General features: G+C 62.2%; 21 protein-coding genes. 2 read left to right on the top strand and 19 right to left on the bottom strand.

All coding sequences use genetic code 11. From position 1 onward, the window contains the following. The first annotated feature begins 249 nt into the window (after nucleotides 1-249). Nucleotides 250-2601 carry a Tex family protein gene (locus M0D68_RS06730; protein WP_093633517.1) on the top strand — a complete coding sequence of 784 codons (2352 nt, stop codon included), beginning with the start codon at nucleotides 250-252 and terminating at the stop codon, nucleotides 2599-2601. Nucleotides 2602-2754: 153 nt separating this feature from the next. On the opposite strand, the gene M0D68_RS06725 is transcribed toward M0D68_RS06730, so the two are convergent. The 17 genes from M0D68_RS06725 to ndk form a co-directional block, all read right to left on the bottom strand. After that, complete coding sequence (locus M0D68_RS06725) at nucleotides 2755-4641, bottom strand: potassium transporter Kup (RefSeq protein ID WP_211701146.1); 1887 nt, start codon at nucleotides 4639-4641, stop codon at nucleotides 2755-2757. A gap of 301 nt (nucleotides 4642-4942) precedes the next feature. Further along, nucleotides 4943-5533: a phosphoribosyltransferase gene (locus M0D68_RS06720; RefSeq protein ID WP_175053700.1), complete on the bottom strand. Its 591-nt coding sequence runs from the start codon at nucleotides 5531-5533 to the stop codon at nucleotides 4943-4945. Between the two features lie 3 nt (nucleotides 5534-5536). Beyond that, a complete protein-coding gene (locus M0D68_RS06715; RefSeq protein ID WP_093633520.1) occupies nucleotides 5537-6883 on the bottom strand; it encodes an adenylosuccinate synthase in 1347 nt (448 codons plus the stop codon). Between the two features lie 202 nt (nucleotides 6884-7085). After that, nucleotides 7086-8237, bottom strand: coding sequence for an ATP phosphoribosyltransferase regulatory subunit (locus M0D68_RS06710; RefSeq protein WP_093633521.1), 1152 nt, complete (start codon nucleotides 8235-8237; stop codon nucleotides 7086-7088). Nucleotides 8238-8469: 232 nt separating this feature from the next. Beyond that, nucleotides 8470-8661: a DUF2065 domain-containing protein gene (locus M0D68_RS06705; protein WP_054041860.1), complete on the bottom strand. Its 192-nt coding sequence runs from the start codon at nucleotides 8659-8661 to the stop codon at nucleotides 8470-8472. A gap of 44 nt (nucleotides 8662-8705) precedes the next feature. Continuing rightward, nucleotides 8706-9608, bottom strand: coding sequence for a protease modulator HflC (gene hflC, locus M0D68_RS06700; protein WP_266210911.1), 903 nt, complete (start codon nucleotides 9606-9608; stop codon nucleotides 8706-8708). Between the two features lie 12 nt (nucleotides 9609-9620). Then, nucleotides 9621-11000, bottom strand: coding sequence for an FtsH protease activity modulator HflK (gene hflK / locus M0D68_RS06695; protein WP_266210910.1), 1380 nt, complete (start codon nucleotides 10998-11000; stop codon nucleotides 9621-9623). 49 nt (nucleotides 11001-11049) lie between these two features. Continuing rightward, the gene (hflX, locus tag M0D68_RS06690) at nucleotides 11050-12264 is read right to left on the bottom strand and encodes a GTPase HflX (RefSeq protein WP_093633524.1); all 1215 of its coding nucleotides are present in this window, start codon (nucleotides 12262-12264) and stop codon (nucleotides 11050-11052) included. Between the two features lie 31 nt (nucleotides 12265-12295). Next, entirely contained in the window at nucleotides 12296-12532 is a 237-nt protein-coding gene (gene hfq, locus M0D68_RS06685) for an RNA chaperone Hfq (protein WP_006051315.1), read from the bottom strand. A gap of 153 nt (nucleotides 12533-12685) precedes the next feature. Further along, nucleotides 12686-14023 carry a ribosome biogenesis GTPase Der gene (gene der, locus M0D68_RS06680; RefSeq protein ID WP_093633525.1) on the bottom strand — a complete coding sequence of 446 codons (1338 nt, stop codon included), beginning with the start codon at nucleotides 14021-14023 and terminating at the stop codon, nucleotides 12686-12688. A 435-nt stretch (nucleotides 14024-14458) separates the two neighbouring features. Beyond that, nucleotides 14459-15604 carry an outer membrane protein assembly factor BamB gene (bamB, locus tag M0D68_RS06675; protein WP_093633526.1) on the bottom strand — a complete coding sequence of 382 codons (1146 nt, stop codon included), beginning with the start codon at nucleotides 15602-15604 and terminating at the stop codon, nucleotides 14459-14461. A gap of 75 nt (nucleotides 15605-15679) precedes the next feature. Next, nucleotides 15680-16309, bottom strand: a complete 630-nt coding sequence (locus tag M0D68_RS06670) for a tetratricopeptide repeat protein (protein WP_054038226.1) — start codon at nucleotides 16307-16309, stop codon at nucleotides 15680-15682. 66 nt (nucleotides 16310-16375) lie between these two features. Beyond that, complete coding sequence (hisS, locus tag M0D68_RS06665) at nucleotides 16376-17716, bottom strand: histidine--tRNA ligase (protein WP_171925482.1); 1341 nt, start codon at nucleotides 17714-17716, stop codon at nucleotides 16376-16378. Between the two features lie 20 nt (nucleotides 17717-17736). Then, nucleotides 17737-19053, bottom strand: coding sequence for a flavodoxin-dependent (E)-4-hydroxy-3-methylbut-2-enyl-diphosphate synthase (ispG, locus tag M0D68_RS06660; RefSeq protein WP_200650615.1), 1317 nt, complete (start codon nucleotides 19051-19053; stop codon nucleotides 17737-17739). 86 nt (nucleotides 19054-19139) lie between these two features. Continuing rightward, a complete protein-coding gene (locus M0D68_RS06655) occupies nucleotides 19140-20264 on the bottom strand; it encodes a helix-turn-helix domain-containing protein (RefSeq protein WP_266224029.1) in 1125 nt (374 codons plus the stop codon). Nucleotides 20265-20481: 217 nt separating this feature from the next. Then, complete coding sequence (gene rlmN / locus M0D68_RS06650; protein WP_028199529.1) at nucleotides 20482-21633, bottom strand: 23S rRNA (adenine(2503)-C(2))-methyltransferase RlmN; 1152 nt, start codon at nucleotides 21631-21633, stop codon at nucleotides 20482-20484. A 214-nt stretch (nucleotides 21634-21847) separates the two neighbouring features. Beyond that, nucleotides 21848-22273 (bottom strand): nucleoside-diphosphate kinase, encoded by a 426-nt coding sequence (ndk, locus tag M0D68_RS06645; RefSeq protein WP_012433533.1) that lies wholly within the window; start codon nucleotides 22271-22273, stop codon nucleotides 21848-21850. Between the two features lie 311 nt (nucleotides 22274-22584). On the opposite strand from ndk, the gene M0D68_RS06640 reads away from it, so the two are divergent. Further along, the gene (locus M0D68_RS06640; RefSeq protein WP_054038214.1) at nucleotides 22585-23283 is read left to right on the top strand and encodes a Bax inhibitor-1/YccA family protein; all 699 of its coding nucleotides are present in this window, start codon (nucleotides 22585-22587) and stop codon (nucleotides 23281-23283) included. Between the two features lie 151 nt (nucleotides 23284-23434). On the opposite strand, the gene M0D68_RS06635 is transcribed toward M0D68_RS06640, so the two are convergent. Beyond that, on the bottom strand, nucleotides 23435-24208 hold the full coding sequence (locus M0D68_RS06635; RefSeq protein ID WP_266224028.1) for an MBL fold metallo-hydrolase: 774 nt from the start codon (nucleotides 24206-24208) through the stop codon (nucleotides 23435-23437). A 9-nt stretch (nucleotides 24209-24217) separates the two neighbouring features. Continuing rightward, complete coding sequence (bamC, locus tag M0D68_RS06630; RefSeq protein ID WP_200617853.1) at nucleotides 24218-25357, bottom strand: outer membrane protein assembly factor BamC; 1140 nt, start codon at nucleotides 25355-25357, stop codon at nucleotides 24218-24220. Between the last annotated feature and the right edge of the window lie 91 nt (nucleotides 25358-25448).

Here is a 25448-nt window from a genome sequence, read left to right as displayed (position 1 = left end):
AGGCGGTTGAGGGACAGGGAGGTTGGCAACGTCGTAATTGGTCAACGGAACATGCCCGAAATTCTATCACCCTGCGGTTGAGCCCTTTTGCATTTATGGCAAAATGCCCCGCTCCAGCAACCTGGTCGCAGCGCGCACGCCCAGCGTACACCGGTGTGCCCGACGTGGGCCCGGAGTATGCCTGGCATGTGCCGGGCATGTGCCACTACGGCGCGACCTTTGATTGAGCAGCAGGAACACCAAGACCTTATGACGGAAACCGTAGCACTCAAGATCGTACAGCGCATCGCCGCCGAACTGTCCGTCCAGCCGCGCCAGGTCGCGGCCGCGGTGCAACTTCTCGACGAAGGAGCGACTGTTCCGTTCATCGCCCGCTACCGGAAGGAAGTGACCGACAATCTCGACGACACGCAACTGCGTAATCTCGAGGAGCGCCTGCTGTACCTGCGCGAGCTGGAAGACCGGCGCGCCACGATCATCGCGAGCATCGACGAACAGGGCAAGCTCACCGACGAACTGCGCGCCGCAATCGAAGGCGCCGACAGCAAGCAGGTGCTGGAAGACCTGTATCTCCCGTATAAGCCCAAGCGCCGCACGCGCGCGCAGATCGCCCGCGAAGCCGGCCTGCAGCCGCTCGCCGACGCGCTGCTGGCCAATCCCCTCCTCGACCCGCAAACCGAAGCCGCCGCCTACGTGGACGCCGAGAAAGGCGTCGCCGACGTCAAGGCCGCGCTCGACGGCGCGCGCGACATCCTCTCCGAACAGTTCGGCGAAACCGCGGATCTGCTCGGCAAGCTGCGCGATTACCTGTTCAACCAGGGCGTGGTGTCGTCGAAGGTGGTCGAGGGCAAGGAAAACGCGGAAGAAGAAAAATTCCGCGATTACTACGATTACGCGGAAACCATTCGAACCGTGCCGTCGCATCGCGCGCTGGCCCTGTTCCGCGGCCGCAATGCGGGCGTGCTGATGGTCAAGCTCGGGCTCGGCGAAGAACTCGACGCGCAAGTGCCGCATCCGGGCGAAGCGTTGATCGCCCGCCACTTCGGCATCGCCAATCAGAACCGTCCGGCCGACAAGTGGCTCGCCGACGTGTGCCGCTGGTGCTGGCGCGTGAAGGTGCAGCCGCATATCGAAAACGAACTGCTGACCAATCTGCGCGACGAAGCCGAACATGAAGCGATCCGCGTGTTCGCGCGCAATCTGAAGGACTTGCTGCTGGCAGCACCCGCAGGACCGAAGGCTGTGATCGGCCTCGATCCGGGCATGCGCACCGGCGTGAAAGTCGCGGTGGTCGATCGGACCGGCAAGGTGCTCGCCACCGACGTGATTTATCCCCACGAGCCGCGCCGCGACTGGGACGGCTCGATTGCGAAACTGGCGCGCATCTGCGCACAGACGCAGGCTGAGCTGATCAGTATCGGCAACGGTACGGCGTCGCGCGAAACGGACAAGCTTGCGAGCGAGCTGATCGCGCGTCATCCGGAATTCAAGCTGCAGAAGATCGTCGTCTCGGAAGCCGGTGCGTCCGTGTACTCGGCCTCCGAACTCGCGGCGAAAGAATTCCCGGACATGGACGTGTCGCTCCGCGGCGCGGTGTCGATTGCGCGCCGTTTGCAGGATCCGCTCGCGGAACTGGTGAAGATCGAGCCGAAGGCAATCGGCGTCGGCCAGTATCAGCACGACGTGAATCAGCGCGAACTGGCCCGCTCGCTCGACGCGGTGGTCGAGGATTGCGTGAACGCGGTCGGCGTGGACGCCAATACGGCGTCGGTCGCGTTGCTCGCGCGCGTGTCGGGTTTGAACGCGACGCTGGCTCGTAACATCGTTGACTATCGCGATGCAAACGGCCCGTTCCCGTCGCGCGAACATCTGCGCAAGGTGCCGCGTCTGGGCGACAAGACCTTCGAACAAGCCGCCGGTTTTCTGCGCATCAACAACGGCGAGAACCCGCTCGACCGCTCGTCGGTTCACCCGGAAGCGTATCCGGTCGTTGAACGCATGCTGGCGAAGATCAGCAAGCATGTCGGCGAAGTACTCGGCAATCGCGACGCACTGCGTGGCCTCTCGCCGGCCGAATTCGTCGACGAACGTTTCGGCCTGCCGACCGTGCGCGACATTCTGCTGGAACTCGAAAAGCCGGGCCGCGACCCGCGCCCCGAGTTCAAGACCGCGACCTTCCGTGAAGGCGTCGAGAAGGTCAGCGATCTGACGCCGGGCATGGTGCTCGAAGGCGTCGTGACGAACGTGGCGGCCTTCGGTGCGTTCGTCGACATCGGCGTGCATCAGGACGGTCTGGTGCACGTGTCGGCCATGTCGACGAAGTTCATCAAAGACCCGCACGAAGTGGTCAAGGCCGGCCAGATCGTCAAGGTGAAGGTGCTGGAAGTCGACGTGAAGCGACAGCGTATCGCGCTGACCATGCGTCTGGACGACGAGTTCGGCGCGGCAGCCGCGCCGCGCAGCGGTGGCGGCGCCCAGCAGGATCGGGGCGGTTCGAGCCGTTCGGGCGGTGCTGGCCGCGGCGCGCAGCAACAGCGCTCGCGTGAGCCGGAAGCAGGCGGCGCAATGGCCGCGGCATTCGCCAAGCTCAAGCAGAAATAAGCGGGTTCGTCAGTGCGTGATTCGCCCACGCACTGACATCCGCGATGACTGAGCAGAAAAAAAAAGCCCACGCAATTGCGTGGGCTTTTTTTTATCTCTTTTCGCTTGCCGCGCCTTCACATGCAAGGCGCGTCCGAGCCTCGACCCGTCGCGTCAGATCTCGATCTTCGTCCCCAACTCCACCACCCGGTTGGCGGGAATGCTGAAGAAGTCGGTCGGCTTGGCGGCATTCTGATGCATCCATGCGAACACACGTTCGCGCCACACCGACATGCCAGGCAACTGCGTCGGCACGACCGTTTCACGGGCGAGGAAGAACGACGTGTCCATCAACTCGAAGGTCATGTCGTGCGTGCGGCCGACTTCGAGCAACACAGCCTTCACGTCAGGCGTTTCGTTGAAACCGTACGCTGCCTTGACGAGGAACAAGCCGCCGTTCAGATCCTTTACCGTCACGCGTTCCGCATCATTCACATACGGAATATCCAGCGTCACGAAAGTCAGGAAAATCGTGCGTTCGTGCAGCACCTTGTTGTGCTTCAGGTTGTGCAGCAAGCTCACCGGCACGAGCGAATCGCTACCCGTCAGATAGATCGCGGTACCCGACACACGATGCGGAGGATGCGCGAGCAGACCCTGCAGGAACGGCATAAGCGGAATACCGTCAGCCGCCGTACGCTCCTTGACGATCATCCTGCCCTTGAACCAGGTCATCAGCAGGAAGAACAGGAGCGCGCCGATGCCGAGCGGCAGCCAGCCGCCTTCGGCCACCTTGAGCAGATTGGCGCCGAAAAAGCCTAAGTCGACCGCCATGAACACGCCGATGATCAGCGCCACGAGGAACTTGTTCCAGTTCCACACATTCACCATGACGACGCAGGCCAGGACCGTGGTGATGACCATGGTGGCCGTCACCGCGATACCGTACGCGGCGGCGAGGTTATCCGAGCTCTTGAACGCGATCACGATGCACAGAATGATGAACAGCAGCATCCAGTTCACCACCGGCACATAGATCTGGCCGATCGCCAGTTCCGACGTGTGCAGGATCTTCATGCGCGGCACGTAGCCGAGCTGGATCGCCTGGCTCGTCAACGAATAGGCGCCAGAAATGACGGCTTGCGACGCGATCACGGTCGCCACCGTCGACAGCACCACGAGCGGCAGCAGCGCCCAATCCGGTGCAAGCAGGAAGAACGGGTTTTCGATTGCCTTCGGATCGTGCATCAGCAGAGCGCCCTGGCCGAAATAGTTCAGCACCAGCGAAGGCATTACGAGGAAATACCAGGCCATGCGGATCGGCTTCGCGCCGAAGTGGCCCATATCGGCGTAAAGCGCTTCGGCGCCCGTCAGCACCAGCACGACCGAGCCAAGCACCACGTAGGCCTGCAACACGTGCGCGGCCATAAAGGTGTAGGCGTAGTACGGATTCAGTGCGCGGATCACATTCGGCGACTGCAGGATGTGCCACAGGCCGAGCGCGGCGAGCACCACGAACCACAGCACCATGATCGGGCCAAACAGGCGGCCGACGGTGGCCGTTCCGTGCCGCTGAATCCAGAACAGCAGCACGAGGATCACCATCGTGAGCGGCAGCACCAGATGAGACAGATTGGGCGCCGCGATCTCAAGGCCTTCGACCGCGGAGATCACCGAAATGGCGGGCGTAATCACCGCGTCGCCATAGAACATGCAGGCGCCGAAAATGCCGAGCATCATCAACAGGCCGGCCATTTTCGACTTCTGGTCGAGAGAGCGCAGCGCCAGCGCCATCAGCGCGAGGACGCCGCCTTCGCCGTTGTTGTCGGCGCGCATCACGAACAAGACGTACTTGATGCTGACCACGATCACGATCGCCCAGAACAGCAGCGAGATCACACCCAGAATCGATTGGTTGGTCAGCGGAATGCCATGTGCCGGGCTGAAAGCTTCTTTCAGCGAGTACAGCGGGCTCGTGCCGATATCGCCGAACACCACTCCGATCGCAGCAATCGCGAGGGAAGGCAGAGGCTGTTTGTGCACGTGATTGTTATCTGTCATAGACGCGAGGAAATCCGTTCCCTGAGCGGAAAAAACGACCGCTATTCTAAACTGCCCGCCTAGCGCCGCCCGGCTTGTTGTGGATACACCACGTGGATGGTCCGCGCAGTGTAGCACTGCGATTTAGGCGCGTCTGCTGCGTCAGGCGTTTCGCCAGCGCGGCATGCGCGTTTTGCGAGGCACCCTTCGCGGGACATACGGCGGACACATAACGCACATAAAAAAAACGGAGCCCAATCGGGCTCCGTCTTGCAGACACTGCACGGGATACGACGCGATACACACGACGTCGTAGCGCGCATCACGTGCCCGACGACTCCTGGTCCTGCTGCATGCCGCGCTTGATCCACGCGCCGAGGTTATGCGGACGAACCGTGTCCCATTCCTCGAACGGCTGGTGAATCCACGGATTGGTCGGCAGATACTGCACATGGTAATCAGGCTTCACTTTCGAGCAGCCCTTGTACCAGAGTACCGCCGAGCGCACCGCGGTGATCGCCGGATAACGTTCTTTCAGATGCGCCTGCACGCGTGCCAGCGTCACACCCGAATCGACCAGATCGTCGACCAGCAGCACGTTGCCGTGCAGCTCGCCGCGCGTCATCGTGATGTATTGCGCGATGTCGAGCTCGCCCTGCTCCGTGCCGGCCGCTTCGCGGTACGAACTGGTGGCGAGAATCGCCAGCGGCAGATCGTAAATACGCGAGAGCTGGTCGCCGACGCGCAAACCGCCGCGCGCGAGACACAGAATCTTGTCGAACTTCCAGCCCGATTCATGCACCTGCAACGCCAGCAGTTCGATCAGCCGGTGATATTCGTCCCAGCCGACCCACAGGTTCTTGTCGTCGTTGCGCGGATCTTTCATCGCAATCATGGGTACACCTTGCACCATGGCTTAAACCTTGAACGGATGACGAAGCAGAATCGTTTCGTCGCGATCCGGACCGGTCGACACCATGTCGATCGGAATGCCCGCGACTTCCTGCACACGCGTCAGATAAGCACGCGCGGTGGCCGGCAGCTTGTCCCATTCCGTGATGCCGACGGTGCTTTCCTTCCAGCCCGCGAAGGTTTCGTACACCGGCACGCAACGCGCGACTTCCGATGCGCCACGCGGCAGCAGGTCGATATTCTTGCCGTCGACCGTGTAGCCGACGCACAGCTTCACTTCGTCGAGGCCGTCGAGCACGTCGAGCTTGGTCATGCACAGACCCGACACGCCGTTGATCTGGATCGAGCGGCGCAGTGCGGCGGCGTCGAGCCAGCCGGTGCGGCGCGGACGGCCGGTGACCGAGCCGAATTCCTTACCGACCTTGGCGAGTTCGAGGCCAATCGGTTCCTGACGCGCGGCGTTATCCGCGTCGTACAGTTCGCTCGGGAACGGGCCCGAACCGACACGCGTGCAATACGCCTTGGTGATGCCAAGAATGTAGTTCAGCTTTTGCGGACCCACACCTGCGCCCGCGGTAGCCGCACCGGCCACGCAGTTGCTCGACGTGACGTACGGATAGGTGCCGTGGTCGATGTCGAGCAGCGTGCCTTGTGCGCCTTCGAACAGCAGATTGTTGCCGGCGGCGTTTTCATCGTACAGACGGCGCGACACGTCGGTCACCATCGGCTTCAGACGGTCGGCATAGCTCAGCATCGTGTCGAGCGTTTGCTGGAAGTCGACTGCGGCGACGCCCAGGTATTGCGTCAACACGAAGTTGTGATAATCGAGATTTTCACGCAGACGTTCGGCGAAGCTTTCCGGCTCGAACAGGTCCTGCACGCGCAAACCGCGGCGCGCTACCTTGTCTTCGTAGGCCGGGCCGATGCCGCGGCCGGTGGTGCCGATCTTGCTCGCGCCACGGCGCGCTTCGCGGCCCTGGTCGATGGCAATGTGATACGGCAGGATCAGGGTGGTGGCTTCGGAAATGAAGAGGCGATTCTGAACATCGACCCCGGCGGCTTCGAGCTCGCCAATTTCCTTGAACAGCGCTTCCGGCGACAACACGACGCCATTGCCGATGTAGCACGCGACGCCGGGATGCATGATGCCCGACGGAATCAGACGCAAGATGGTTTTCTTGCCGCCGATGATAAGCGTGTGACCGGCATTGTGACCGCCCTGGAAGCGAACGACGCCTTGAGCGTGGTCCGTCAGCCAGTCGACGATCTTGCCCTTGCCTTCATCACCCCACTGGGTCCCCACGACGACGACGTTGCGCCCGGGGTTCACATTCACTGCGCTGGCAGACATGTTGTTTCGTAAGCTGGTTAAAAACGTATTCTACCTATGTTCGCGGAACCTTCCGAATTTTTCCGTTTCCGCTCAACGGTATGCACGTTATGGTGGGTATATCGAAAATAGCGCGGCGAGTGGCCGCGCCGGGTTCGGCGACGCTTTGGACGCCTTCTGAAATGCCCTTGGGATGACCCTCGGGCGGTCTATCGATTCACGCTCAGGAACGGGGTTCGACGACCCACGCGCCGTTGCGCTCGACCAACACGCGGTCGCAGGCGAACTCGTCCAGATCGTGCTCGTGGCCAGGCAGCGCCTGGATCACGACTTCACCGGCATCGCGCAGTGCGGCGACGCTCACGCGCAGCGCGTCGTCATGCTGCCACGGGGCGAGAATCGCGCTGCTGCGCGCCTCTACTGGCGAAATTCGAGCAACTTCACGCAGATCGAGCGAGAAGCCGGTTGCGGCACGTGCCCGGCCATAGGCCTGGCCGACGTGGTCGTAACGGCCGCCGCGCGCAACCGCGTTCGGCACGCCGTCCACATACGCCGAGAACATCACGCCGCTGTGGTACGCGTAGCCGCGCAAATCAGCCAGATCGATCATCACTTCGGCGCCGTCCACCTGGCTCGCGAGGAATGCGAGGTCGTCGAGCGCGCGGGCGATAGCTGGTGCGTTCGGCAAGCGTGCCCGGGCTTCGTCGAGTACCGACGCGTCGCCGTAAAGTGTGGGGAGCGAGCGCAATGCGTCGCGCGTAACCGGCGTGAGATTGGCGGTCAGCTCGACGAGGCGCGGCACATCCTTGCCGGCTAACGCGTCGTACAGCGATTGGCCCAACTCCGCAGCAGCAGGTTCCGCTTCGATCAGCGCGGCGAGCACGCCGGCATGGCATAGATCGAGCCGCACTTTCGCGAGGCCGGCCAGACGCAGCGCGTCGAGCATCAACTGCTGGATTTCCAGATCCGCTTCGAGACCGGCGTGACCATAGATTTCCGCCCCGATCTGGATCTGTTCACGCGTGGCGTGCAGGCCGCGCGGACGCGTATGCGCCACATTGCCGGCATAGCAAAGACGCGTCACGCCCTGACGATTCAGCAGGTGTGCGTCGATACGCGCGACCTGCGGCGTAATGTCGGCGCGCAGACCGAGCGTGCGCCCGGACATCTGATCAACGAGCTTGAACGTGCGCAGATTCAGATCTTGCCCGCCGCCGGTAAGCAGCGACTCGATGTACTCGAGCAGCGGCGGCATCACCATTTCGTAGCCGTAGGAGCGGAAACGGTCCAGCAAATGGCGCCGCAACTCTTCGATCTTGCGGGCTTCCGACGGCAGCACGTCGGCGATATTCTCGGGAAGTAACCAGGTCGACATCGATACAGTCCTACGACGTTGAACACGGCGGCTGGGTGCGCCGGTAAATGTGTGTGAATGGCGGGCGACGGCTTTATTCTGGCGGCTGTCGCGGGTATCGCGGCGGGCCTTTACGGCCCTTCATAACCCTTCCTGGCCCGCGCCGCTGAACGCTCGCTGTTGCCAAGCCGCTGATGCCGCGCAAATGGAGCGCCAACGCAACGGCGCGCAGCGGCGGCGCTATGCGACGCCCTCAGGTCACGATAAACAGCAGGATCAACCCGAGCACCATCACGACCAGCCCGCCGACGCGAATCTGATGCGGGGGCCGTTCCGCTATTTTACGGAACGTGTCGCGCCAGGCGCTCGGAAAAACGAAGGGAAACATCCCTTCGATAATCAGCATCAATGCGATCGCGAGCAGTAACGAGCCGGCTATGTCCATGCGAATGAAGGGGCCGCGATGCGGATGCCGCGGCCTTCCGGTTATCAGTGTTTGCGCGGTACCGCGGGAGCGTCCGGGGCGGCGCCACCGGTCGGGCTACGCATGAAGCGGAAGAACTCGCTGCTTGGGTCGACCACGATCACGTCGCCCGGCTTGAAGGTGTTCTTGTACGCCTGCATGCTTTGATAAAACTGGTAGAACTGCGGGTCGCTGCCATATGCTTCCGCCGCGATTTCCGCGGCCTTGGCATCGCCCTCGCCCTTGATGGTCTGCGCCTGCTTATAGCCGTCCGCGAGAATCGCCTGTTGCTGGCTGACGGCATCCGCCTTGATCTGGTCGGCCTCGGCCGTGCCCTTCGCACGTTCGTCGGCCGCGGCCTGCTCGCGCGCGGCGATCATCCGCTTGTAGACCGAGTCGGCCATCGCTGCCGGGAAATCGACGCGCGTCAGTTGCACGTCGAGCACCGAAACGCCCAGCGATGCCGCGGCTTTGCTCATCGTGCCACGTGCTTCGTCCGCGACGGCTTGTTGCTTTGCGAGCGCATCGGTCAGCGTGACCTTGGCGAACGCGTCGCCGAGCGCGCTGCGTGACAGCAGCGCGAGGCGGTCCGCCAGACTTTGCACGTCGCCGCGGGTTTCGGCGAGCAGCTTCAGCGGATCGGTTACGCGGTATTTGATGACCGGGTTGGCCAGCAGGTCGGTTTTGTCCGACGTGACATAACGGTCTTCATCCGGCGCGTCGAGCGACTGGATGCGGTTATCGACCAGCGTGACCGTCTGCAACGGCGGCGGCAGCTTCACATGCAAGCCCGGGCCAAGCAATTCGGGCGCGGTGTCGCCATGCGAGGACAACACAGCCATATGCCGCTGGTCGACCACGAATACCATCGACGATGCGACAAACAGCACGATGACGACGGCTACGACGAGCGCAATGATCTTGTTCATGATGTGCGCTCCTTATTGAACGTCGTCTTCGCGCATACGGCTGCGGAAGGAGTCGCGTGAACGCAGTGCGTCGCTGCTGGCGGCGGCCTGACTGGCAGGCGTCGCAACCGCGGCGGGCGCGGAAGCAGCGGCAGCAGCAGCCGGTGCGGCAGCGCTGCTCGCGGCTTGCGGCGCGGCGGCGCCCGACGTAACGGCAGCACCGGAAGCGGCTGCAGCAGCGTCGGCTACGCGCTGGCGAGTCTGCTCGACCAGCTTGTCGAGCGGCAGATACAACACGTTGTTGCCGCTCTTGCTGTCCACAAACACCTTGGTCGTATTCGAATAGATCTGCTGCATGGTTTCCAGGTACATGCGCTCGCGAATCACAGCGGGCGCTTTCGAGTACTGCGCGTAGACCTGCTTGAAGCGTTCGGCATCGCCTTGCGCCTGGGCCACCGTCTTGTCGCTATACGTTTTCGCTTCGTCGACCTGATGCGCCACATCCGCTTGCGCGCGCGGCAGCAGCTCGGCGGCATAGGCCTGCGCGTCGCGTTTGGCGCGTTCGTTGTCCTGGCGCACTTTGGCGGCATCGTCGAAAGCGGCCTGCACCTGGTCGGGCACCTGCACACCCTGGATCGTCACACCGGTCACGGCGAGGCCGGACTGGTATTCATCCAAAGATTGCTGAATCGACGCCATCAGTTGCTGGCGAATTGTTTCGCGATCCTGATAGAGGATGTCACTGGTGCTGCGCGCACCGACGATGCTACGCACCGCCGCCTGCGCGGCCTGCATCACGCTCTGATCGGGATCGACGCTGCGGAAGAGATAGTCGGTCGGCTTGCTCACCTGGTACTGCACGGCAAAGCGCACGTCGACGATATCGGCGTCGTGCGTGAGCATCGACGCGTCTTTCACGTTGGCGAGACGCACCACGTTGTTACGGCCGATCTCCACCTGGCGAATCTGGCCGATGTTGACGAGCTCGTGCGCTTCGAACGGATACGGCAGGCGCCAATGCACACCCTGCCCTGCGGTGTAGCGATACTTGCCGAACTGCATCACGACGCCGGCCTGGCCATCCTGCACGACGAACACACCGCTGCCGAGATAGATCGCGATCAACACGCCGATCACGATGCCCACGCCAATGCGCGCGCCGCGGCCGTTGTCCGGACGGCCACCACCCGCACCGCCGCCCTTGCGGCCGAACACGCGGCTCAAACGGCGGTTGAAATCGCGCCACATCTCGTCGAGATCGGGCGGGCCTTCACCGTCCTTGGCCGGCGGCCGCTTGGGTTCGTTAGGTCGTTGGCGTTCGCCATTGCCGTCGCCCCGGCCCCAGCGCGGATCGTTCAGTGAAAGCATGGCGCGCATGCGCAGCCAGATACTCCGCTCGTTGTAATCGTTCACCTGTGTTCGTTCACCAGAGTAGACAGCGGGTCAGTGCAATTGGAGCGGGTCAGTGCCCGAGTTCTGAGACCTTACGGTCCTCGCGTGGTGCTGCCGACCGGTCTTCTTCCGATAGATCGACCAGCGGATCGGAGAGAGGTTCGGCAGTAGCGATTTCAGCGATGGCAGCGCGCAATGTATCCAGCCCTTGCCCCGTGCGCGCGCTCAAAAAGACGCGCGAAATATTACCATACTCATCCCGCTCGACCGCGTCGCCACGGGCCGCCAACTCCGGCACGGCGTCGATCTTATTGAACACCAGCACCTGACGGATCGTATCCGCACCAATTGCGTGCAACACCTCGTTCACCTGATCGATCTGATCGAGACGCACGGCGCTCGACGCGTCGACCACATGCAGCAGCAGGTCAGCGTGAATGGTTTCCTCGAGCGTGGCGCGGAAAGCCGCCACCAGCTGGTGAGGCAATTCGCGGATGAAACCGACCGTGTCGGATACCACCACCTGACCGGCTTCGTCGCCCAGATAGACACGGCGGGACGTGGTGTCCAGCGTGGCGAACAGCTGGTCGGCGGCGTACGCCTGAGCCTTCGTCAGCGCATTGAAGAGCGTGGATTTGCCCGCGTTCGTGTAGCCGACGAGCGACACGGACATCGTTTGATTGCGGCTGCGCGCGCGGCGCTGCGTGCCGTGCTGACGGCGCAGTTTTTCGAGGCGGGTTTTGAGCGCCTTGATACGCTCGCCGATCAAACGGCGGTCGGTTTCGAGCTGCGTTTCGCCAGGACCGCGCAAACCAATACCGCCCTTCTGGCGTTCAAGGTGGGTCCATGCGCGGATTAGCCGCGTCGATAGATACTGCAACTGCGCGAGCTCCACCTGCAGCTTGCCTTCATGGCTGCGGGCGCGTTGCGCAAAAATATCGAGGATGAGACTGGTGCGATCGATCACGCGGCGGTTAAGTGCCTGCTCCAGATTGCGCTGCTGTGCAGGCGCCAGAGCGTGATTGAAAATGACGAGTTCGATGTCGTTCGCCTCACAGGCCAGACGCAATTCTTCGGCCTTGCCGCTGCCTACAAACATCTTGGCATCGGGACTGGACCGGCGCCCCGTGAGGGTGACTAAGGGATTGGCGCCCGCGCTTTGCGCGAGCAGGCTGAGTTCTTCCAGACTGGCTTCGAAATCGATCTTACCGAAGTCGATGCCGACAAGCGCTGCATTGATCAAATTGGAGGGTATCAAAATAAGGCGGCCGGGAGTAATCGCCAACGGGCGACGCTACGCCGGCCGCGGACGGGGGTTAGGACTGTTCGGAATCCGGGTGGAAATTCACCGGACGGGCAGGCACGACCGTAGAAATTGCGTGCTTGTAAACCATCTGGGTGACCGTATTCCGGAGCAACACGACGTACTGGTCGAACGATTCGATGTTCCCTTGAAGCTTGATGCCGTTGACCAAGTAGATCGACACCGGCACATGCTCTTTACGCAGTGCGTTCAAAAACGGGTCTTGTAACAATTGCCCTTTGTTGCTCATAGCAAACTCCGTATTTTTTTGCAGGTTGACTGAATTGACGACGAAGAAAAAGAGATCCGCCGTCAACCGCTACACTATAGCCGATTTTCATTTTTGCGCGAGCGGGCCGGCCTTGCGGCCAAACCCAACACACACGCGGGTTTCAGCCTGGATTTAGCCTTTATCCGCGTAAGGGTTCGTCGACGATCTGAACTCTATGCGCAATGGAGTCCCAGTCAGCTTGAAAGTTTCCCGGAAGCGGTTTTCGAGGTAGCGTTTGTACGTTTCGGTGATCGCATCGAGCGCATTGCCGTGAATCACGATGATCGGCGGATTCTGTCCGCCCTGGTGCGCGTAACGCAGTTTCGGGCGCACCGGACCGCGTCGGCGCGGCTGCTGGAATTCCACTGCCTCGATCAGCGCACGCGTCAACTTCGGCGTCGGCAGCTTGGCCATGGCGGCGGCGTAGGCGTCGTCGACCGAGCGCATCAGCGGGCCAATTCCGGTTTTTTCCGCGGCGGAAATGAAGTGGAATTTGGCGAAGTCGAGAAATTTTAGTTTGCGCTCGATGTCCGCCTTAGTGCGCTCGCGCACATGCGAATCGAGCCCGTCCCATTTGTTCACGCCCACCACCAGCGCGCGGCCCTGCTCCACCACGAAACCGGCAATGTGCGCGTCCTGTTCGGAAATATCCTGTTGCGCGTCAAGCAGCAGGATCACGACGTTCGCGTCCGAAATCGACTGCAGCGTTTTCACCACCGAGAACTTCTCGATCGCTTCGAACACCTTGCCGCGACGGCGCAAACCGGCCGTGTCGATCAGCGTGTAGGGTTTGCCTTGACGCTCGAAGTCGACGTAGATCGAATCGCGCGTGGTGCCCGGCATGTCGAACGCGATCACGCGCTCTTCGCCCACCAGCGCATTGATCAAGGTCGACTTGCCGACGTTCGGCCGGCCGACGATCGCGATCTTCACGCCGTGCGCCTGTTTTTCCTCGTCGCTCTCTTCCGGCTGTCCGGCATACGCGACACCCAGCGCGTCATTGATCATTTCGGTGACGCCGTCGCCGTGTGCCGACGAAATCGCGCGCGGGTCGCCGAGACCGAGTTCGTAGAAGTCGGCGGCCACTGTGCTGTACTTCATCCCCTCCGCCTTGTTGACGACGAGGAAGATCGGCCGGCCGGTCTTGCGCAGGTAGTCGGCAATCGTTTTGTCCTGCGGCGCGAGACCGTTGCGGCCGTCGACGATGAACACGACGACGTCCGATTCTTCGACCGCCTGGCGGGTTTGACGCGCCATCTCGTGCAGGATGCCGTCTTTCGCGACCGGTTCGAAGCCGCCGGTATCGACGACCAGATACGGCCGGTCGCCGGCGCGCCCCTCGCCGTAATGGCGATCGCGGGTGAGACCGGGCAGGTCGGCAACCAGCGCATCACGCGTGCGCGTGAGACGGTTGAATAGCGTGGATTTCCCCACATTGGGGCGCCCAACCAGGGCAATAACGGGTTTCATCAGATGTTGTTCACGGTGAAACGCGGGATCGAAATCGACGGCCCGCGTAGCGACGCCATGCGGCCGCTACACGGCAGCCTTTGACGAAAATTATCACGAATTCGGCCAGCCCCGGATGTGCTGTCAATATGCGCACCCGGGCGGACGGGGGTTTGGCTGTATGGGGCAGCGCCAATGGGCCGCCAGCTTCAGTCTTTCTTGCTCAACGGCTCACACGCCGGTTCGATACGATTCTCTGCGTATCGACCAGGATGCCGTCGAAGGTGGCGCCGCAAGCAGCCACCGATGGCCACATGGGCCGTTTCTGATCCGACTTGCCGGACCAGCCAGTCCGGCGGAATATTTCTAGTTGCCCAGCTATACAACAAAAACGCGTGCGGCCGGCGAAGCCGGCCTGCACGTTTGACGACGCTTGACTGCCAATAGTCTGCGCGATCAGCGCGGACGGTAGCCGTACAGATCGCCGTCGTGCGTCAGCACGACCAGCGTTTCGCCGGCCAGCACCGGCGCCGCGGTAATCGGGGTGCCGTCGGTCTTCACACGGGCCACGAGTGTACCGTCGTCGCGCGACAGGAAGTGCACGTAGCCCTGATAGTCGCCCAGCACAGCGGCATGACCCAGAATGAACGGGACGCTGAGTTCGCGATTCTTCAGCTTGTCGTTCTTCCAGAGTGTCGCGCCGTTGCTGACGTCGAACGCCGACACCACCGACCAGTCGTCGGCCGCCACCACAGCGCGGTCATCCTGCGCGAGACCGCTCGTGCTCGAAAACGCCTTTTCCCACACCGCGCGGCCCGAGTTCGCGTCGAAGCAGCCAATCTGACCCTGGAACGTCACCGCACAGGTTTCCGAACCAAGCAGCGTGGGCGGGCCTGTCACGTCATTGATACGCTCCACTTCCGTCACCCCCTTCGGATACGACACCGGAGTCTGCCAGTAGTTGTCACCGGTCTGCAGGTTGATCGCGGCGAACGCGCCGCCCGGGAAACCGGCCAGCACCGCCGCGTCACCCGCGAACGTCATGCCCGAGGAAACGCGCAGGTTGAGCGGCACCGCGCGGTTCCGATAATTCCACTTCTGCTCGCCAGTTTGCGCATTGAACGCGACGATCTGACCGTCGACCGTGCGCACCACCACGAGGCCGTTGCCGACCAGCGGCGGCGAGATGATTTCGCCAGGCGCCTTGGCGGTCCACAATTGTTTGCCGTCCGCGCCGAGCACGTAGACATCGCCCTTCAGGCCGCCGACCGCCGTGAGCGTGCCGTCGCTGCCGACACCGGCCGACAGATCGTCACGCAACTTGACGCGCCAGATGTCCTTGCCGGTTTGCGCGTCGATCTTCGCAACCGAGCCGTTCGCGCCCGCCGCGTACACCGCGTTGCCGACCGCGACCGGCGAGAACAGGTAACGACCCGCCTTGCCGACGCTCGTCTTCCACGCCTGCTGCACGTCGAGCACGGGTTTGAACTCGGTGAGCGGCGTGGGCTCGCGGCGCTCGTCTTTCGTGGATGAGCAAGCCGCCATGGTGAGCACGGTCATCGCACAGGCAACGGGCACAGCGTAACGTTTCAGCAGATTCATCGGTGGACGAAGCATTCAGGAAATGAGTTAAAGGAGACCGGTTGGTCGTGTCATGCGGCGCGCTGCATGCGGCGATTAGCCGCCCAGCGCATCCAGCTTGAACTGAATCAACTGGCGAGCCGAGCTATCGTTTTTCGACAGCGAGTCGAGGGCAAGCTTGTAGGCAGCGCGCGCATCGTCACGCTTGCCTTGGGCGGCGAGCAGATCACCGCGGCCGTCCGCCACAATGCCCTTGAACGCATCGGACTGCGGTTCGGCGAGCAGTGCGAGCCCCTGGTCGTAAGCCTTGTCGTCGAGCAGCAGCGAAGCCAGACGGAGCTTGGCGATCTGCTTGAACTCGTCGTCTTTTGCGTGATCGATGGTCCATTGCAACTGGGCCTTCGCGGCGGCTTCGTCACCCGCGGCGTACAGCGCCTTGGCGGCGCCCAGCGCGGTCATCTGCGCATACGCGGTGCGGCTGAACTTGTCTTCCATATCGGTGGCAACGCGCGTGATCTTCGCCTTGTCACCCGATGCAACGGCTTGTTGCACCTGGTCATACAGCACCGCGGCTTCCGCGGCCTGGCGCCGTTGCCAGAAATTCCAGCCGTTCCAGCCGGCGGCGGCAACCAGGGCCACCAGCACGATCCACGTGGTTGCATTGCCCCACTGCGTCCACCATGCTTTCAGACTTTCAATCGATTCTTGTTCGTCGTGGTAACTCATCGCCCGGCGATTTCCTCTTTCTTGATACGTGTGCGTGTCGAGCCAAGGGGCCCGACGACATCGCGATCAGTCGTCGCCGTCTTCGGCGGTTGCAACCATCGCATTGATTAGAAATTCGGTCAAGTCTTCGGCGGGCACGTTATGTTGCTCGTTTTTACCGCCGTTAGAACTTGTATCACGGAGCGGTTTGACGCCGACCGTGCCGTTCGCAATCTCGTCTTCGCCGAGGACCACCGCGAATGCCGCGCCGCTCGCGTCAGCACGCTTCATTTGCGACTTGAAGCTCGCCGTCTGACCGTCCGCGCTGCAATGCAGGATCACGTCGAGACCCGTGTCGCGCAAACGCTCGGCGATGATAAAGGCCTGTTCGCGCGCCGCGTCGCCCTGATGGACCACGTATACGTCGCACCCCTCGTCTTCCGGCACGAGCTGCTCTTCTTTCAGCAACTCGAGGATACGCTCGACGCCCATGGCCCAGCCGCATGCGCCCGTCGGCTTACCACCAAGCTGTTCGATCAGCGGATCGTAACGGCCGCCGGCCGCGACCGTGCCTTGCGCGCCGAGCTTGTCGGTCACCCATTCGAACACGGTCAGATTGTAATAATCGAGACCGCGCACGAGACGCGGATTGATCGTGAACGGAATGTTGTTCGCCTTCAGAATCCGCTGCAGGCCTTCGAAGTGCGCGCGCGATTCTTCGCCGAGAAAATCGATCAGCTTGGGCGCGTTCTGCGCGACTTCCTGCATAGCCGGATTTTTCGTGTCGAGCACGCGCAGCGGGTTCGTGTACAGGCGACGCTTCGCTTCTTCGTCGAGCACGTCCATGTGCTTTTCGAGGTACGCGATCAACTCGACGCGATGCGCCGCGCGCTCTTCCACGAGACCCAGCGAATTGAGTTCGAGCTTGATGCCCATCAAGCCGAGGTCGTCCCACAGACGCTGGCACATCATGATGATTTCAGCGTCGGCGTCCGGACCGGCAAAGCCCAGCGCTTCCACGCCGACCTGATGGAACTGGCGATAACGGCCGCGCTGCGGACGCTCGTGACGGAACATCGGGCCGATGTACCACAGGCGCTTCGGCCCGTCGTACAGCATGTTGTGCTCGATCGTCGCACGCACCACAGCCGCCGTATTTTCCGGGCGCATCGTCAGATTTTCGCCGTTCAATGCGTCGGTAAAGCTGTACATCTCTTTCTCGACGATGTCGGTCACCTCACCGATACCGCGCTTGAACAACTGCGTATGCTCGATGATCGGCGTACGAATATTCTGGTATCCGTACGAGCGCAGCATCGACTTGACGGTCGCTTCAAAAAATTCCCACAGCCCGGCGTCCTGCGGAAGGATGTCATTCATGCCCTTCACACCGGACAACTTTTCGAGCTTTTTCTTCTGTTCAGTCATCTGTCTTCGATTGGCGGTTTTTAGTTGAGCGCTTCGGCGCGGCCATAGCGGCGCTCGACGTAGTCACTCACGATTTGCTGGAATTCTTGCGCGATGTTCTCGCCGCGCAGCGTCTTGACCTTCTCGCCGTCGATGAACACCGGCGCGGCCGGATTTTCGCCCGAACCCGGCAAGCTGATGCCGATATTCGCCTGTTTCGATTCGCCCGGACCGTTGACGATGCAGCCCATCACCGCGACGTGCATCTTTTCGACGCCAGGATATTGATCGCGCCACACCGGCATCTGTGTGCGCAGATAGGTCTGGATTTGCGACGCCAGCTCCTGGAACAGCGTGCTGGTGGTGCGGCCACAACCCGGGCACGCGATCACCATTGGCGTGAATGAACGCAGGCCCATGGTCTGCAGAATTTCCTGGCCGACGATCACTTCACCCGTGCGCGGGCCACCCGGTTCCGGCGTCAGCGAGATACGGATCGTGTCGCCGATGCCTTGCTGCAGCAACACCGACAACGCAGCGGTCGACGCCACAATGCCTTTCGACCCCATGCCCGCTTCGGTCAGACCCAGATGCAGCGCGAAGTCGCAACGGCGTGCGAGTTCACGATACACCGCGATCAGATCCTGCACGCCGCTGACCTTGCACGACAGAATGATCTTGTTGCGCGGCAGGCCGATTTCGACCGCGCGCTCCGCCGAGCCGATCGCCGACTGGATCAACGCTTCGTACATCACGCTCTGCGCTTCCCACGGCGTGGAACGCGCGGCGTTTTCGTCCATCATCTTCGCGAGCAGGTCCTGGTCGAGGCTGCCCCAGTTGACGCCGATCCGCACCGGCTTGTCGTACTTCACCGCCGCTTCGATCATTTGCGCGAACTGCGTGTCGCGCTTCGCGCCGTGGCCGACATTGCCCGGATTGATCCGGTACTTCGACAACGACTCCGCGCACGCGGGGTAATCGCGCAGCAGCAAATGGCCGTTGTAATGAAAATCGCCGACCAGCGGCACCGACACGCCCATGCGGTCGAGCTGCTCGCGAACCGCCGGCACGGCCGCCGCCGCTTCCGGCGTATTGACCGTGATACGCACCAGTTCCGAACCGGCTTGCGCCAGTTCCTTGATCTGGATCGCCGTGCCGATCGCGTCCGCGGTGTCGGTGTTGGTCATCGACTGGACGCGCACAGGCGCATCGCCACCGATGGTAACGAGCTGGCCGCCCCAACGGACATCGACCGCGTGCGACTTGCGCCGTACAGCGTGGCCGCCGAACACCGGTTCGTTTGAAACGATCTTGCTACTGGATTGGGATTGAGCTTCGGATTGCATCGAAAAACCCATTTACGCCGCATGCGCCACACAAAAGACGTAGCGCCTGAATTGAAAAAGCGCCGCGAACCGGTTGGCCGCGACGCATACCGTATCTATCAAGGCAACGCGAAGCGCGCCACGTTACCCTTGGCTGCCGAATATTTCGACGGATCGACTGGCTGACCATCGAGCGTAAGCGACTCGAGACCCGCCTTGTTGCCGACCGTGACCTTGAAAGGGGCCGCGCCCGTCACTTCCTTCGTATCGCCTGCGTGCACGAGGCCGGAGAACACTTCCTTGCCGTCCTTGCCACGCACGCTGAACCAGCTGTCCTGCGTCACGCGCAACGCGATGATCGCCTCACCCGCGGCCGGCGCCGCCGTATCCGCTGCCGCCGATGCGCCTATCGCGGCGACCACCGGCGCGCTCGCGCCTTGCGCCGCCGCCTGAACCTGCGAACCGGCCTTCGGGGCGACTGCTGCTGCCGTGACCGCCGGAGCGGGAGACGGCGCTTCACCGGTTGCCAGCGGGGCGGGCATCGGCGTACCCGACGCTGCGTTATCCGTTGCGGCCTGCGCTTCCGGGGCCGAAGCCGCGTCTTCCGCGGTTGCCTCGGAGCCTGCCGGCTGACCCTGCGCCACCGCGCCCGATGCACCGGTCGCGCCACCCGCCGCGCCATTGGCGCTCGCCTTCAATCGTGCGAGCCACGCCGACGAATCACCGCCATTGGTATGCCACATGCCGAGCGCGATCACCGCGACGATGATCGCTGCAATGCCCCACAGCCATGAGCGGCTCTTTTGTCCACTGCCGCCGAGCGACAGCGATACGCGGCCGCGCGGCAAATCCTTGCCCGACGACGCCGGCATCGACAGATCCGGCGCGGGCACCCCCTTCTCGCGGCGCAAGGCCTGCGTGAACGGCGTGGGATCAGCGCCAAGCATCTTCGCGTAGCTGCGCACCACGCCGAGCGCGAAGGTCGTGTCCGGCAGATGGCTGATGTCGCCCGATTCGAGCGCACGCAGCTTGGTGACGGAGACCTTCAGGCGCGCCGACACGTCTTCGATCGTCCAGCCCTTCAATTCACGCAATTGGGTCAAGCGCGCGCCAACTGCCGCCAGGGAATCAAAACTCGCCGGGCCCGGCTGCTCAACAGGCTGCACTACCGCCCGGGCGACTGGCGCCGGATGGCCTTCGTTTGTGTCTGTGTCCTGCGGCTGCGGGTGCTGCGGCTCACTCATCCCAAATCCTTTCGCGTCGATTCTTTTTCACTTGTGCAACCCGGACGGGCCAAAGCCTCACGCCCGAATCGCAGACCGTTTATAACAAAATGCGCGGCCTTGTGTGCCGCTTCCGATCGCTTCTGCAAACTTTCTTTTCAATCGCGGATGGCGTGGAGGGTTTTCGCGCGTCCGGATCGCTTTCCTCCGAACGGTCGCGCCCCACTATCTCGCGCGATTACACGGCGCGCACCTCGATAATCTTCGCCGCCTTCCCGGTGCGCTCAGCGAGGCGCGTGCGGTCTTTCACCGCACCGGCCAACTGACCGCAGGCAGCGTCGATATCATCGCCGCGTGTCTTACGCACTGTGGTGACGACGCCCGCGTCCATCAACACTTGTGCAAACCGCTTGATCTGTTCCGGCTTCGAGCGGATGAGGCCCGATTCAGGGAACGGATTGAACGGAATCAGGTTGAACTTGCACGGTACGTCGCGCGTAACCGCCAGCAATTCGCGCGCTTGCGCTTCGCTGTCGTTCACGCCGTCGAGCATGCAATATTCGAACGTAATGAAATCGCGCGGCGCGACTTTAAGATAGCGCTGGCAAGCGGCCATCAATTCGCGCAACGGATACTTCTTGTTCAGCGGCACCAGCATGTCGCGCAGCGGGTCGCTCGGGGCATGCAGCGAGACCGCGAGCGCCACCGGCAGATCGGCGCCAAGCCGGTCCATCATCGGCACGACGCCCGAGGTGGATAGTGTGACGCGGCGGCGCGACAGGCCGTACGCGTTATCGTCCAGCATCAGGCGCATGGCGGGCACCACCGCGTCGTAATTGAGCAGCGGCTCGCCCATACCCATCATCACCACGTTCGTGACGACACGCTCGCCTTTGCCGTCACCGCCCGTGGCGCGGCCGCCATCCGTGCCGCGCGTCGCGCGCAACGCGAACTCGGCCATACGCAGCTGGCCGATGATTTCGCCGGTGGTGAGATTGCGGGAGAAACCCTGTTTGCCGGTCGAACAGAAACGGCAGTTGACCGCGCACCCCGCCTGCGACGACACGCACAGCGTGCCACGCGTTTCTTCGGGGATATAGACGGTTTCAACCGCGTTGCTGTTGCCGACGTCGATCAGCCACTTGCGTGTGCCGTCAGTCGAAATATTGTCGCTGACGATGCCGGGCATCGTGATCGTTGCGCGCCCTTTGAGCTTTTCGCGCAAGGACTTCGCCAGATCGGTCATGCCGTCGAAGTCAGCAGCGTTGTACTGGTGGATCCAGCGCTGCAATTGCTTGGCGCGAAACGGCTTCTCGCCCAGGCTGTCGCAGTAAGCGACAAGCCCTTGGGCGTCGAGGTCGAGAAGGTTGACGGTGGGACTGCTCGTCATATCGAATCCTGCCATTTCAGTGCGAGACTACGTTCATGCAACAAGCTGCATGAACGCAATGCCGTTCGCGCCCATTCCTGCTGCTTTACCTTACTACTTTGCCGGGCTGTTCGTGCGGATTCGTGCGACAAATCCAACGGCAGCGCACGAATCGCGCGGATAGCGCCTTGCAGGGCAAGCGCGTTCAGACGCGCTCAAACCTGCCTAAACCCGCTTAACGCGAGTAGACGTTCACTTGCGGGAAGAAGAACGCGATTTCAACTGCAGCTGTTTCAGCGGCGTCCGAACCATGCACCGCGTTAGCGTCGATGCTGTCAGCGAAGTCAGCGCGGATCGTGCCCTTTTCTGCCTTCTTCGGATCCGTTGCGCCCATCAGGTCGCGGTGCTTCAGGATCGCGTTTTCGCCTTCCAGCGCTTGCACGACCACCGGGCCCGAGATCATGAAATCGACCAGGTCCTTGAAGAACGGGCGTGCAGCGTGCACAGCGTAGAACTTCTCTGCGTCAGCGCGCGACAGGTGGACCATGCGCGAAGCCACGATCTTCAGGCCAGCGTTTTCGAAACGGCTGTAGATCTGACCGATCACGTTCTTGGCCACTGCGTCCGGCTTGATAATCGACAGGGTGCGTTCGATCGCCATAAAAACTCCAAAAAATTAAGAGGTTACAGATTCAAATGAATCCGCTATTGTAGCATGTTCCCGTGTATGATTGCGATTGAACCCTTACAACATTGAAAGACTCCAAGCAGGAGTTTCTGAATACTGGTAGCGTAGGTCGTGTGGACATTTTCTGGGTATTGAAACTCCCTGCCACCGCGCCAATCTTAGGGATGAACATCCTGCGACTGGCTGCAAGAATTCCGGCCGGCGCTGCACTACCTGACGCACCATTTGCTGCGCAACCCGCGGCACAACCATTACGCAACATGCTTCTGAGGTAAGGAGAGACCATGAACGATCATCCGTATAGCTTTGGCCGCAATGGCGCAGTCAGCACGGTCGAAACACGCAACCGCGTACTACGGAACACCTACTGGCTGCTAGCGCTGTCCATGATTCCGACCGTGCTCGGCGCATGGGTGGGCGTGGCAACCGGTTTCTCGCTGTTCGCCGCCACCAGCCCCGGCATGAGCATGCTGGCGTTCTTCGCGATCGCCTTCGGTTTCATGTTCGCCATCCAGAAAACCAAAGACAGCGCCATTGGCGTGTTTGTGCTGCTCGGCTTCACGTTCTTCATGGGCCTGATGCTGTCGCGCATCCTGAGCTTCGTGCTCGGTTTTTCGAACGGCCCGTCGCTCATCATGCTGGCCTTTGGTGGCACTGGTGTGATCTTCGCCTCCATGGCAACGATCGCCACGGTCAGCAAGCGTGACTTCTCGGGCCTCGGCAAGTGGCTGTTCATGGGCGTCATCGTGCTGCTGCTGGCTTCGGTCGCTAACGTGTTCCTGCACCTGCCGGCGTTGATGCTGACGGTGTCGGTGCTGGCCATCGTGATCTTCTCGGCCTACATGCTGTTCGACGTCCAGCGTGTCGTGAACGGCGGTGAAACGAACTACATCACCGCTACCCTCGCGATCTACCTGGATCTGTACAACGTGTTCGTCAACCTGCTCGCGTTGCTCGGCATCTTCGGCGGCAACCGCAACTAAGTCTGACGCAAGGCGCGGCGCGCGAAACTTCGGCCTTGAAGAAAAAGCCCATGACGAGCAATCGTCATGGGCTTTTTTCTTTGCACTGCCGGCAAGTCAGCGGTGAATCACCGAGCCTGGCAATGTCAAATGCCAGTCAATCAGAGACGAATCACAAGCTCAGCCAGGCGAAGCCCTCATCCTGAGAGGCGACCACCACTTCGGTTGGCGCGGCGCCCAACACACCCGCCATGGCGGCCTGCGCCAATTCCGGCGTGTTGTTCTGCTGACTCAGATGCGCAGCCACCAGATGGCGCAAGCGCGAACGGTCGAGCGAGGCCAGGATTTCAGCCGCGGCTTCGTTGTTCAAATGCCCGTGATTGCCGCCGATACGCGCCTTCAGCGATTGAGGATACCGGCTACCCGCCAGCATTCGCACATCGTGATTGCATTCGAGCACCAGCGCGTCGCAGCCGCTCAGCACCGCGCTGATATGCGGCGTGGAAGTGCCGACGTCGGTCAGCACGCCAAGCCGGCTCGCGCCGTTGGAGAGCACGTACTGCAGCGGCTCGCGGGCGTCGTGAGGAACGGTGTAAGGGAGGACGCTGAGGTCGCCGATCGCCACCGCTTCGTCGCCCCACAGCACCTGCAGGTCGACGTCGGCTTCGTCGGCGCCCACCGCGCGGGCGGTGCCCCAGCTCATGTACAACGGAATCGACCACTTGCGCGCCAGCGTCAGCGCGCTGCCAATGTGGTCGCTGTGTTCATGTGTAATCAGAATGGCGTCGAGACCTTCGACGCCCGCGCCGAGCCGCGTTAGACGCCGCTCGACTTCCTTGGCCGAAAAGCCGCAATCGAGCAGAACGCGCGTGGTGGTCGCGCCGCATTGCGCTTCCACCAGCAAGGCATTGCCTTCACTGCCGCTGCCGAGACTGGCGAAGCGCACAGCCCGCGCTTAGTTCAGTTGCGCGTGCAGCAACGTCACGATGCGCTGCGCGTCAGACGAATTGTCCACCTGCCCGTTCGCGTCCAGCACCGCCACCTGCGTCACGGTGTCGCCCTTCGAGCGCACATTGACGAGGAATTCCTGACCCGGCTTCTTCGCCGAATTGCCGCTGTAGAACAGCTTGCCGAAGAGCCCTTCCTTCTTCAGTTCCTGCATCGAATCCGCGTAACGCACGTAGTAGATGCCTTTCGCGCGGTCGCGGTTGTCGACCGTGAAGTTGGTGCGGTCAAGCGCGAGACCCACGCGCAGCCATGCGCGGTCGAACGATTCCTGCAAGTCGAGCGTCGATGCGCCCGCGCTCTGGTCAATCGTGGCCGGCGCGGTGGCCGAGCGGGCATCGGTCAGGAGTTGCTTCGACTGCGCTTCGGTCAGGCCGAACTTCTGCATCAGCTTGGTCAGGAACAGCGCTTCCAGCGCCGGATCGCGCGGACGCTCTTCCCAGCGCGACGACGTCTTGTCCTGGCCCGTCAGCATTTCTTCCATCGCGCTATGCGTGATCGAGATGTCCGTCGTGTCAGCCGGTCCGCGCGACACTAGCGTGCGGAAGCTGTCACGGGTGCCCGACGAGTAAGCGAAGTCGATCACCTTGCCGACCGTGCGACGGAACCAGTCGTCCGGAATATTGGCGCGGTTTTCAGCCCAGTCGGTGGTCATGATGCCCGTGGCCGGCGCATCGGTTTTCAGCGCGAAGCCGTTTTCCTGCCAGAACTCCTGCAGCTGCGGCCACAGTTGTTCAGGCGTGCGGCCGTCGACGACCAGCCAGCGACGATCGCCGTCACGCTCGATGTGCATGCCCAGCGGGTCTTGCGCATTCGGCTGGCCTTCGGTGGAATTACCCGCTGCCGTGACTGCGCGTTGCTGCGCGCCGCCCAGCGCCAGATTGGCCGGCGGCGCAACATAGCGCCCGTCGGTCGGGGCGGTGCTCAGGTCACCCGGAACGGCGAGCGGCGGTGCGCTGCCCGCGCCCTTGTAGTTGACGCGGTCGGAGGCGAACCAGTCGTTCAGCGTGTCACAGCCGGCGAGCGTTACCAGGGCAAGCGCCAGCGCCGCCATGCGGGTTGCGTGGAGGGAAAGTGCGGAACGTTTCATGAGGTCCTTCGTGATGCTGGAACGCGGTGCCTGGTTCTGTGTGCCGGGAACGTGGGCTGGATCGACGTCGGTTTAAGGGAATGCCGGTGGC

It is taken from the genome of Paraburkholderia sp. SEWSISQ10-3 4 (assembly GCF_030464785.1).
GTDB classification, from domain to species: domain Bacteria; phylum Pseudomonadota; class Gammaproteobacteria; order Burkholderiales; family Burkholderiaceae; genus Paraburkholderia; species Paraburkholderia aspalathi.
This window is presented reverse-complemented; position numbering and strand designations above follow the sequence as displayed.